The following is an 11,630-nucleotide window of genomic DNA, read 5'->3' as shown; positions in this document are numbered from 1 at the left end:
TGTTGTTATTTTCAATCGGATTACTAGTCTTCATAGAGGACATAGTCCTCTTTTGTGGCACCACAGTCCGGACAGCACCAATCGTCTGGAATATCTTCAAAACGAGTGCCGGCAGGGAAGCCTTCGGCTTCATCTCCGAGAGCTTCATCGTAGATATGGCCGCAAGTGATGCAGACCCACTTCCGATAGGTATCTTTTTGAGTCGAGTCTTTCGGCGATTTTGAAGAGTTAGGCTTGGGTTTCGCTTTGGGCTTTGTTTTATTTTTAGCTGAAGGAGTAGATGCGCCCGTTGCTTTCTGCGATGCTCCCTCGGTCTTAGCTTGGCTGGCAGGGCGGACCGCTGTATTGGTTGCGGACACCGAAAGTTCCGGGTTCGCTTCTTGAAGCGCAACGAAGTCAACCTTATCCCTGACGGCACAGTCTGGACAGGACCAGTCTTCAGGAATTTTTTCCCATGTCGTTCCTGCAGGAAAGCCTTCGTGCGGATCACCAACCACTTCGTCGTATACATAACCACAATCAGGGCATTGATATTTAGCCATCTAGAGCACCTTTCAAACGATATTATTGTCTTTGTTTTGGTAGCGCCCGACGCGCACCCTCTTTCAGGTGCACGTCAGAGGCTCTTTTTCTGCAACGTAAATAAAGTAAACGAGGTATATAAGTTCCGATTAGCCGATCATTTAGCCGCGGCGGTATCGACTGATTCAGAATCAGTCCCACCAAATTTACGCTCATAGAATTCACGCTTGCCGGGTTGAATCTGAATCTTATCGAGATCTCCTTTAGCCCAATCCAGCACCCGGTGGTCCATTATCGAACGAAACCATGAGGGAAACATTGCGGCCAGGAACATCCCGGGATATCCCGATGGTAAGGAAGGCAGGTCTTTGAAGTCGCGAAGCGATTGATAGGACCTTGTAGGATGGGCGTGATGGTCGGAATGTCGTTGCAAATGAAACAGAATCAGGTTCGACATAATATGGTTTGAGTTCCATGAGTGGTGCGGTTGTTGACGCTCATAACGTCCATCCGACATCTTCTCGCGCAGCAATCCGTAATGCTCAATGTAGTTGGCGCTGGTCAGCTGCCACCAGCCAAAGGCCATTTGAATGGGCAAAAAGATCAGCATTAACGGGCCAAAAAACGCCAGCAATCCCGCATAAAGCACAGCGGTCAAAATCATAGGCTGAAGAACTTCGTTCTCCAGGCTCCAGACACTTTTTCCACAACGACTGAGGCGCTGTTCCTCTAAATCCCATGCCCGCTTGAAAGCACCGGGAATTTCACGCAGTGAGAATGAGTAAATGGACTCACCCATGCGGGATGTCGCCGGGTCCATCGGCGTAGCCACATCACGGTGATGCCCCTTATTGTGCTCAATGAAGAAATGACCATATCCGACCACGGCGAGGACAAGCTTCGCCATCCAACGGTCAAACGTTTCTTTTTTATGGCCAAGTTCGTGGCCTGTGTTCAGAGCCAGGCCATTCACGATTCCCAGGGAAAGGGCCAATGCCAGAAACTCGAAAACACTCATTGGTTGCGTGGATACCCACCAGGCACTGACAATCAAGGCGGCATAGTGAATAGGAACCGTCAAGTAGGTCAGTACCCGATAGTAACGATCCTGTTCAAGCCGAGGCACAGCCGACTCAGGGGGGTTTGAAAAATCCTCTCCAAACATGGCATCAATCAAGGGAACTGCGCCATACCAAAGGATCAACACCAATCCGTACCAAATGCTCCATCCAGTCTGGGATACCAAATAAAGGCCAATAAGAGGCGTCGCTGGCCACAGCACAGAAAGGACCCACAGGTGGCGTTTTCTGTCCACATAACCTTCGGCATCAGGGTCTCTCTGAAGAGACTCTGTTGTTAAGACATTTTCTGACATTGACATTAGGATCACCTTATTGTTTTTCAGCTTGATCATTTTTCTACATTGTGCGAACACCGAGTCCCTCAGGTGAACGGACAAGTTGTAGGCATGAACAGGTTTGGCCAGAACCGGAGATCAAACAACTACTCTAAGGGGTAGTTTTCGCACTAGACATCTATCAATATGCTTTCACCCCATAGCGCCCTCGCGTTTCGGGGAGACGAAGCAGGAGATCGGATTGTCATGACCCGCCATAGCTTGGAAGACTGGTGTCGGAGGATGTCTGAAAGGATGTGGGCTCGTCAGTATTTCATTACTCAAGGGTGTTTAGACCGCTATTGCCTGAGGCCTTCTGCTACGCCTGAATCAAAGGTAGTTCTGTATCGGGCCCCGCCAGGCTATGGAAAATCTGTACAAGTGGCCTTGGCAGCAAACACTCGCGAACTGGAACGTGAGAGCGCCGTTTATATCAATACCCGGTCGTGCCCTGACTCATGTGACGTTAATGGCAGTTTGTTTGCAGCGTTAGTTTTATATCAACTCGAAGGAGTTGAATCCTGGCGCATGATAAAAAGTGACATCGACACCATCGAAGTTCTTCGAAACGCACTGTGTAATGCAAAAAAGACGATAAGAATTTGCCTTGATGGGGTTGGCGAGGCTAAACATACCGCGGATTTGATTGAGGATTTAATCTGTGAAACACCGAGCAATGTGAAATTTTTCATTGCACCGAGTCGCGTCGGGGCGTTGCCACGTTTGTCTATGATGGCGGGTGTTGTAACGTATGGTGCTGATGAACTTGTATTTACAGAAGAGGAGGTTAGTGAATTATCTGGTATGGGTGGCCCCGAAGCCAGCAACATCATAAAAGCGACCGGTGGATGGCCAGCACTTGTCAGGCTTATGTGCCGAACCCCAAACCCAAATCTCCCCGCAGCGACTTGGCCGGAAACTCGCTCGTATTTCAGGGACAACCTCTTAACTGCGTTACCCAATAGTACGAGGACCTTTCTTTGCAATGCAGCGATGCTCGAAGTAATCAGCGCTGAATGCTATGGCTATGTCTATAAGACAGAAGAGGCCGACCGGGAAATTACGTTTCTTAACGAACATTATGCTCTTTTAGCTCCCACCGGGACTTCTGCTGATCGTATGGATATGCACCCTGTGCTGCGAGAGTATTTGCGTAGTTTATTTAACACCACCCAACGAGAACGTCGCTCGTATGTACTGAAACGGGTCGCGTTCTGGCATTGGCGTAGGGGAGAGTACCTCCATTCAATCAATGCAGCTCTGGAAGCCAGTGACCATCGATGGGCTCGCGTCGTAAGTGACAGCATTATCCTGGACGTGGCACTCAGACAGGGTGAAATCGAAGTACTTCGCACCTGGTTTGGAAAAGTACCGGCTCGCACGATAAAAAAAATTGCCGCCTTGAGCATAGGTTACGCGTGGATTTTGTATTTCAGCCAACAAGCTCGTCAAGCAGACGAAATACTGGCTAGTTCGCTTCATCCGAGCTCCAGGGGGGCGAGCAATCTTGATGAGGAAGGATGGCGGGAATTGGTTAATGCGATAGGCAAAGCTACACAGGATGAATTACTGGAGAGTCAGGTTCTCTGTCAAAAATGGATAGACGCCTTTGGCGACCGTAACATGGTTGGCAAAGGCGCAGCACTTACTTGCCAGGCATTCATTGCCTCCAGTGGACGCCATTTTGAAGAGTTGGAGCGATTGTCCCATCGAGCGGCTGTGGCCATCCAGTCATCCAATCAACATTACGCTTTTATCTGGCTTAAAACTGCAGAAATTCAGGCTGAACTGTTCAAGGGTGACATCGCCCGAGCAATGAGTGTGTTGATCCAGGCGAATAAAACAGCAGAAAAGATTCAGGTGCCAAAAACTTTTTTAAATAAAATGTTTGGCACCCTTGAGTTACAAATCCTGCACGAACAGAACCATCACCTGGTTACCCAGGAATCTGCACAGGCTTCGTTCGATTTCGCTTTGAACTATGGCGTTACAGATATTCTGTGGGGGTGTACACAGGCCTACAGCCGTTTTCTGTACCACCAAGGGTTCCGAGATAGAGCCATGGCCTTGTTGGAACAATCCCGCTTAGCCTCCTGCGAGCGAGAGCTCTCTCGTCTAAATATCCTGACTAAAGTTCAGTTAGCTGAGTTTACTCTCCTGAACAACGAGGAATTGGGTCCACCCATACTCCCCGATGAATGTGAGCTGACGTTCCTGCCAAATCAAAACCAGGCCATTCAAGCACGTATGGCCCTGGTAACCTCAATGTATAGACTACGGCTTGGGAAACAGTTTGGTGTCGCCGAAAAATATGCCAAACAAGCACTACAAAGCGCCAGCGCAATTTCAGACGCTAGAACCAGGATCGCCGCCCACTATTGTCAGGCCCTGGCAGCGTTTGCCCTCGGCTCATCAAAATCGGCGAAGCGCATGATTCTTGATGCAAACCTACTTTCGGAACATTTGAACTGTCACTTCACACGGCTCTGGATCAAAGAAGCGCTACTTTCTCTTAGCCCCCTTGCTCAGGATCTTTTTAACGATCTGCCAGACGACTCTGAAGCTAAAGCTACGAAGGATCCCGATGTCAGAATAGAAGACTCCAGCGTGCCACCTGTGCCCGGCAATGCCCACTCAACTATCACGATAAAGCAGATTTCTCTGTTGAAATGCGTAAGCAACGGAATGACCAACAGAGAGATCGCTGAACGGCTTCTCGTGACGGAGGATACCGTCAAATGGCATATGAAGAAGATTTTCAGCGAACTTAAAGTAACCAACCGGGTTCAGGCAGTCACTGAAGCTCGACTGCGCGGACTTTTATAGTGCTACAAAAACAAAAGAGGAATCGAGCGAATATGCAAAAAATAGTTATCATTGGCGCTGGAATAGCCAGCCTGACCGCCGCAGAGGCTCTCCGCCAGAATGGATTCGACGGAACGATTACCATTTTGGGCGAGGAAAACACGCTGCCTTACCAGCGTCCCCCGTTGTCCAAAGCCTATTTGACCTCAGATGAGTTGCCCTCGCCAACTCCGATCCGTTCTCCTAATTTCTTTCGGGACAACAAAGTTGAATTTGAACAAGGCGGTAAAGTAATAGCGCTTGAACGATCGGCAAAGCAAGTAGTGATTCAAGGCGGCAGGAAAATTAAATACGACACGCTGATTTTGGCAACAGGAGCGAGGCCACGTCCTATTGATTTACCTGGTGAGAGCGCAAAAAATGTTTTCTATCTCAGGAATCTTGACCACTCCGCCGCATTACGTAATGCCCTGTTAGCCCCGGAATGCGAGAAGGTGGCCATTCTCGGCGCGGGTGTTATCGGGCTTGAAGTCGCCTCCGCTGCCAATCTACAGGGAAAACAAGTCTCTGTGTTTGAGGCCAACAGCCGAGCGATGTGTCGAGTAGCGTCACCATTAACAAGTAATTTTGTCAGAAACCGCATGGCCTCCGCCGGCGTAATGTTCTACTTCAATGCTAGCGTCAACCAGATTCTCACTGAGGGAGACCGAGTTTCCGGTATCCGTTTGTCCGACGGCACTACGAAACCCGCAGACGTCGTTGTTATCGGTATAGGAGCCATCCCCAATGCTGAACTTGCGCAAGACGCAAACCTGGATTGCGACGGTGGTATTATAGTAGACAGCGGCATGCGTAGCTCTGACCCTGACATATTTGCGATCGGAGATTGCGCTAAAGCCGTCAACGTTTCCACCAATACACCCATCCGAATAGAAACTATTCACAATGCCATGCTTCAAGCACAAATTGCGGCGGCTCATATTTGTGGTAAACCGTCTCCGCCTGCCTCTCCTCCTCGTTTTTGGTCAGATCTCAACGGCATGAAAGTCCAGTGTATTGGAATCGCCACTGGATACGACCGAATTCAGCGGCGTCCCACAGAGAGTGACAATGCCTGTGAATTCTGGCTCTTTTCCGGAGACCGGATGATCGCAGCTGAAACGGTCAATCTTCCCACCCGGCAAGCCAAGCTATCTAAAGCTCTCTCCGGGTAAGTGTAAGCGAGATGGGATGCAACTCATTCTCATCTCTGAGATTTCTATGTGTCGAGCCTCGTGACTGAGCATATCCAGCTGCAGGGGGATTCTGGCCCTCCCACAAGCTCTGCTGTAGAGCAGGAGATACAGAATCGCCCAGCCCAGCTGTGATGGCCACAGTGACCAGTCATTCACCCGGGGCTTACCTAACGACCAGGAAAGTGGAGCAATTGCCAAAGCGATTATTCAGATGGGACATAGCCTAGGACTCGATGTACTGGCCGAGGGAATTGAGACCAAAGAGCAAGAAAACCATCTCCGAATCCTTGGCTGTGATGCGGGACAAGGCTATCTATATGCTAAGCCGCTCTCAGTCAAAAGGTGCGAGGAGTACCTACAAGTTACTGACTGGGTTTAATTGGCCCGATGGTGGTCATCGAATCAATTTGGGATCACCGAACGCTTAGTGTGCGCCGGCGTTATCGCACCATCTGAACGTTCGCTTTGCGACCAGGGGCACCTAAACAATGGCGAACATTCATCATCCCCCTTTGTAAACGCGTCTGCCCTGGCATCAGTAACCTCCCTAGGGTATGAGTTCCAGTTCCTTGCGAATTTCCTCGGCAGTCGGCCGCAACTGAGCAAGCCCTTTCCTCGACCGTCGCTGCCCCAGATAATAAAGGATTGGCGACGCGATAAAGACCGAGGAGCTGGTGCCAATTACAATTCCGAACAGCATGGGCAAGGCAAAACTCGCAACGGCGGCTCCACCCGCAATGCCCATGGGTAGCAGCGCCAGAAAGGTCGTTACCGAGGTAAACACAGTGCGGGTAAGCGTCGATGAAATACTATCGTTCAGCAGTTCCAGCATGGGGCGGTCCGGCGTCTTGCGGATGTTTTCCCGGATGCGGTCAAACACTACCACCTTATCGTTGACCGAATATCCCATAAGCGCGAGCAGTGCCGCAACTGCCGTCAGGTTGAACTCCACGCCGGCGAGGGCGAAGAAACCGATGGTTTTGGTGAGATCCAGCGCAATGGTCAGTGTGGCGGCCCAGGCGAAATGGGACTCGAATCGGAACCATAGGTACGCCAACATACCAACACCGGCCAACAGAATAGCCAGAATGGTGGCATCACTAAAGCCACCGCTGACTTTAGGCCCTACCATATCCACTTTCGGGAATTCCGCCGTTGGCTCGACAGAGGTAACAGCGGTTTTGAGCAATGCCACTTGCTCCGCGGTCGCCCCCGGTACTCCTTGCTCTGCTGGCAGGCGAATAAGGAAGCGCCCATCCGCGCCTGCTTCCTGAATGGCGGCGTCCTCTAGGTCTTTCGCCTGAAGCGTGGTTCTCAACTTATCAACAGTGACTCCCTGGGCCTGTACCTCCACTACCGTACCGCCGGTAAAATCGACGCCGTATTTCAGTCCCGGCTGCACAAACAGAGCGATTGCCGCAATGGAGAACACCGCCGATACCATGAGACCGATCACGCGACCGCGCATGAAGTTCACGCCCCGCTCACTCAGGCGGTCAAGCAGGGCTATGCCAGAAATCACTAACGGTTCCCGTGCACGGCCCCGGATGCGCCACTCCATGATCAGGCGGGTGACCGCTATTGCCGTAAACAACGACGTTACCAGGCCTATGCCGATTGTGACGGCAAAGCCCCGGACCGGCCCGCTGCCAAACAGGAACAACAGGCTGACCGCGATCAGTGTCGTGAAGTTGGAATCCAGAATCGTTCTGTAGGCCTTGCCGAACCCCTCTCGGAGGGCCATCCAGGCAGGCTTGCCCTGGCGGGATTCTTCACGGATACGCTCGTTAATCAGAATATTGGCATCCACCGCCATGCCAATGGTGAGGATAATTCCAGCAATACCTGGCAGAGTCAGGGTAGCCCCCAGCAAGCTCAATATCCCGAACACCAGCCCAATATTCACCGTCAACCCGACACAGGCAATTAGTCCCCAACGTCCATAAAGCCCGATCATGAAGGCAATCACCATGGCTGCGCCCAGCAAACCGGTGGTCAGCCCCATGGCGATGGCGTCACTGCCCAAGTCAGGGCCCACGGTACGTTCCTCGACCACATACAGGGGCACGGGCAAGGCACCAGCTCGCAGTAGCAGAGCCAGGTTACTGGCTTCTGTTGTGGTAAATCCACCGCTGATCTCTCCACTAGCGCCAATGGCGCTGCGGATTACCGGCGCTGTAATCACTTCACCATCCAGTACAATGGCTAGGGGCCGGCCAATGTTGTTCCGGGTCATATCCCCAAACAGCCGGGCACCCTTGTCATCCAGTTTGAAATTGACCACCGGCTCGTTGGTATCCGGATTGAAAGCCATGCGTGCGTCACGGATGTGCTCGCCTGCTATGGCAACCCGTTCTTCCAGTTTGTAGTCTCTGTCTTCGTAGGCACCCGGCAGAATAATGGTTGCGATATCTTCCTCCGCCGTTGCCCGGGCTGCCCAGTGAAACGTCATTTTCGCGGTGGTACCGAGCAATTCACGAATCTCGCTCGGGTCGGCGACGCCCGGCATTTGTACCAGAATGCCGTCACTACCCTGGCGAGTGATGCTGGGCTCCACCAGTCCGGTTTCATCCAGTCGCCGTCTGACTACCTCCAGGCTTCGCTCCACCGCATCTCGGGAAATACCTGCACGCCAGGACTCGGTCAGCGTCAGCACCAGCCGTCCGCCGTTGATATCAACGTCGAACCGACGCGTGCCATCCGGAGTATCCGTTGCCAGTTTTCGAGCAAGGCTGGCTGCTTCAGACACCCGTTCGGGCTGGCGCACCGGTAGCTCGATGCCTCTATCAGTCATCTGGATGCGCCCGTATCGAATGTCCGCTTCACGCAGGGAGTTGGTCAACTCGCCGGCCATCGCTTCGTGCTCGCTGGCAAACAGTTCCTGGATATCCGCTTCCAGAAGCAGGTGTGAGCCACCTTGAAGGTCAAGCCCCAGGGAGACCGTATTCTGCTGGTACCAATCCGGGAGCTTCCCGGACATTGTAGGGGAAAGAAGGTTCGGCAACGCACTCAACAACCCGAGCACAATCACCAGGCCGTAAACGACGGCCCGTGTATGCAACGATTTCATGGGTAATCCTCGAAGAAAACTTCACTAACCGGTATGACTGCCCAGATGCACAGCCATGATAAAGCGGAGGACTACGCCAGAGGGGGTGCGCGAAGAAGCGGGATTAAAAAACGAGGAGATGCAGGGGGATGTCCCGCTCCTGCGGTGATGATGCAGTTACTGCGGCAAAGACCGACGCCTAGCACCATCGGACTGGCAGGCCACCAGTCGGAAAGGTCCGGATCACCACCCACTGCGGCATCGTTCTCAGAATTGCCACCTAGTACCCTGATGGACTCGTTATGACTCGCAACAACCAGATGATCCACGGTTCCGATAAAACCATGGTTGGCCTTAGTAGCTGAGGCTTGCTGGTGGGTAATTGAGGAGATAAAGACAAGCAGCAATGCCAGTAGTGAAAGCACTACAAGAGGCACTTGGAACCGTCCGCGAGGGAGAGGGTGATTGTCGTTGGTCATGCTGCTATCTCAAAATGTCGAATGAATCTTGAAACGCGGACTAACCGAAGTCAACGAGTTTATGTGGCCGGTTGAAGAAGTTGCCTGGCAGGGTTGGAGGATGGAGTAGCGTCAGCGTCAAGCCACCATACCTTGTCGGAAATAGTCGGCTTCCAGTTGTGGGGCAATAGCTCGACGATGGCAGTGTTCTTCTGCGTCGGCAGTCGAGTCAGCACACCCTTCAGGTAGGCATAGGGATCATGCCCGTTCAGCTTTGCTGGCTGGATCAGTGTCATAACAGCAGCAGCACGCTGACTACTAGAAAGAAAGCCAAAAAGTGAATCTGCTCCAATATGATTGAATGTCCGCTTTGCGACCGCCGGTCTTCTCTATCTCCTTAAATGTAGGCCGAGGGCTCGCACCTTTTAATAACTCAATATTCCCATTGCTCAGTCGGGGCCGACTTTCCCTTGCCGACGACCCGGTTAAAGTGGATTGAACGATTTTTCAGCAAGATCGTACTCTAAGAGGTAGATGGTCACCGGGGCTGGCTTATCCTGCTGTGGATAAAACTGATTTACACGCTCAGCTCCAATGAAAGTCCACCGTGACGCGATTCAACTTGTTTTAGGCATGCCGTCGATCCGTAGTCACCTGTTCGGCCATCAGTCGGGCCAGAGGAGAAAAAGATAACCGAAATACAGCGCCAGCAGCACAGCACCCTCTACCCGGTGCAGCATGCGCCCTGTATACAGAAGCGGGATCAGCAAAACCGTAAAGAGAATCATCACTCCGTAATCCAGAGTCGAAATCCCGGGTGCTTCTATAGGCGAAACAATCGACGCCACCCCCAGTATTCCAAGGACGTTGAATATATTGGAGCCAACGATATTGCCTATTGCGATGTCAGGCTGCTTTCGGAAAGCTGCAACCAGCGAGGTTGCCAATTCCGGCATGCTGGTCCCCGCCGCGACAATCGTCAGACCGATCACCGCTTCACTGATTCCGAAACTGACCGCCAATGCCACAGAATTCTCAACCAGTAGGCGGGAGCCAGCCACAAGAATCGCCAGCCCAACCAGGATCAGAGCAATATCGACACACCAATGACGTGATGTATTGACTGCCAGAATGTTTTCCTCATCCGCACTGGCGGGGGGAGGTTCTCTGCGGGCCAAAATGACGCTCATCCATGTGTAGGCGACAATTCCTGAAAACAGAAGCACGCCCTCAAGGCGGCTGAGAGTTTGGTTCAGTAGTAGCAAAACCAACAGGAGGGCGACTCCCAGGGCGACAGGAGCGTCTATCTTGATAACCTGGCGGTGAACCGGAATAGGGCACACCAATGCTGTTATTCCAAGAATCACAGCAATATTGAAAATATTTGAGCCCACCACATTGCCCACCGAGATATCTCCCTGGTTGGAAAGCGCAGCTTCCACGCTTACCACCAGTTCCGGTGAGCTGGTTCCAAATGCAACGATGGTCAAGCCCACCATCAGGCGATTGAGACCCGCCCGCAGTGCCAGTGATGAACTGCCCCTGACAAGGCCCTCTGCCCCAACGAAAAGGAGGACAAGTGCGAACGCGATATACACAAGGTTGGCTAGCAATTTGATCGACCACTTATATTACTGGGGGCTTAATCACGGCTCGTTCTGTGTCCAATCGTCGGTTACCTTACACAAAAGCTGTTGCCGTGTCTGTTCAGCCCGCTCGTATACCGGGCGCCGGAATAACGACGAAAACAGCACTGTAGTTGGCAACGGCAAAACTGATACTTTCAGGTTAGATCATGGGTTCTACCCCATTACTGCGGACATGCCAAAAAAGAGGCTGAATTTCTCCAAAGGTGAGTGCTGGTCTATCCGCCTGAATGTTCGCTTTGCGACCCGAGCGACCAATTTATGGAATCAATCTAAGGCAACCTTATGGTTTCGTGACCATCAAGAGCTGCGTAACAACGGAACAGCGGCCAAAACTCCCGACATAAGTCACCATAATGTGGCCGTTCCGGCCAACTTATGGTGGCATGACCAGGAAGTGATGTAACTGCTTGAAGTATGGTGGGCCCACCTGGACTCGAACCAGGGACCAAAGGATTATGAGTCCTCTGCTCTAACCAACTGAGCTATAGGCCCTAAAAGGGAAGCGGGCGCCATTAT

Annotated in this window: 7 protein-coding genes, 1 tRNA gene and 1 pseudogene; 3 read left to right on the top strand and 6 right to left on the bottom strand. The window is 52.0% G+C overall.

Translation table 11 applies throughout. The features are described from left to right. Positions 1-23: 23 nt before the first annotated feature. The gene (locus ACZ5Q2_RS01555; protein ID WP_011783984.1) at positions 24-542 is read right to left on the bottom strand and encodes a rubredoxin; all 519 of its coding nucleotides are present in this window, start codon (positions 540-542) and stop codon (positions 24-26) included. Positions 543-679: 137 nt separating this feature from the next. After that, a complete protein-coding gene (locus ACZ5Q2_RS01550; RefSeq protein WP_197463861.1) occupies positions 680-1,903 on the bottom strand; it encodes an alkane 1-monooxygenase in 1,224 nt (407 codons plus the stop codon). Positions 1,904-2,125: 222 nt separating this feature from the next. Between ACZ5Q2_RS01550 and ACZ5Q2_RS01545 the strand changes: the two genes are divergently transcribed. The 3 genes from ACZ5Q2_RS01545 to ACZ5Q2_RS01535 all read left to right on the top strand — a co-directional run bounded on the left by ACZ5Q2_RS01545 (position 2,126) and on the right by ACZ5Q2_RS01535 (position 6,337). After that, entirely contained in the window at positions 2,126-4,744 is a 2,619-nt protein-coding gene (locus ACZ5Q2_RS01545) for a helix-turn-helix transcriptional regulator (RefSeq protein ID WP_058091247.1), read from the top strand. Positions 4,745-4,776: 32 nt separating this feature from the next. Next, positions 4,777-5,937 carry an NAD(P)/FAD-dependent oxidoreductase gene (locus tag ACZ5Q2_RS01540; RefSeq protein WP_041654924.1) on the top strand — a complete coding sequence of 387 codons (1,161 nt, stop codon included), beginning with the start codon at positions 4,777-4,779 and terminating at the stop codon, positions 5,935-5,937. 133 nt (positions 5,938-6,070) lie between these two features. Continuing rightward, the gene (locus ACZ5Q2_RS01535; protein ID WP_081496573.1) at positions 6,071-6,337 is read left to right on the top strand and encodes an EAL domain-containing protein; all 267 of its coding nucleotides are present in this window, start codon (positions 6,071-6,073) and stop codon (positions 6,335-6,337) included. 168 nt (positions 6,338-6,505) lie between these two features. On the opposite strand, the gene secD is transcribed toward ACZ5Q2_RS01535, so the two are convergent. From secD to ACZ5Q2_RS01515, 4 genes and pseudogenes are all read right to left on the bottom strand, one after another. Then, positions 6,506-9,028: a protein translocase subunit SecD gene (secD, locus tag ACZ5Q2_RS01530; RefSeq protein WP_058091248.1), complete on the bottom strand. Its 2,523-nt coding sequence runs from the start codon at positions 9,026-9,028 to the stop codon at positions 6,506-6,508. A 604-nt stretch (positions 9,029-9,632) separates the two neighbouring features. Further along, positions 9,633-9,797 (bottom strand): annotated as a pseudogene (locus tag ACZ5Q2_RS01525) (transposase domain-containing protein); the annotation flags it as partial. 333 nt (positions 9,798-10,130) lie between these two features. Next, entirely contained in the window at positions 10,131-11,063 is a 933-nt protein-coding gene (locus ACZ5Q2_RS01520) for a calcium/sodium antiporter (RefSeq protein WP_197463860.1), read from the bottom strand. 466 nt (positions 11,064-11,529) lie between these two features. After that, positions 11,530-11,606: transfer RNA gene (locus tag ACZ5Q2_RS01515), tRNA-Ile, on the bottom strand. Positions 11,607-11,630: the final 24 nt, after the last annotated feature.

It is taken from the genome of Marinobacter alkaliphilus, from assembly GCF_055394375.1.
Note: the sequence above shows the minus strand (reverse complement) of the source record. Positions and strands in the feature narration are given on the sequence as shown.

Bases quoted from the DNA above. Each gene is read 5' to 3' on its own strand.
- ACZ5Q2_RS01555 (WP_011783984.1), bottom strand. From the start codon at position 542: ATGGCTAAATATCAATGCCCTGATTGTGGTTATGTATACGACGAAGTG.
- ACZ5Q2_RS01550 (WP_197463861.1), bottom strand. From the start codon at position 1,903: ATGTCAATGTCAGAAAATGTCTTAACAACAGAGTCTCTTCAGAGAGAC.
- ACZ5Q2_RS01545 (WP_058091247.1), top strand. From the start codon at position 2,126: ATGACCCGCCATAGCTTGGAAGACTGGTGTCGGAGGATGTCTGAAAGG.
- ACZ5Q2_RS01540 (WP_041654924.1), top strand. From the start codon at position 4,777: ATGCAAAAAATAGTTATCATTGGCGCTGGAATAGCCAGCCTGACCGCC.
- secD (WP_058091248.1), bottom strand. From the start codon at position 9,028: ATGAAATCGTTGCATACACGGGCCGTCGTTTACGGCCTGGTGATTGTG.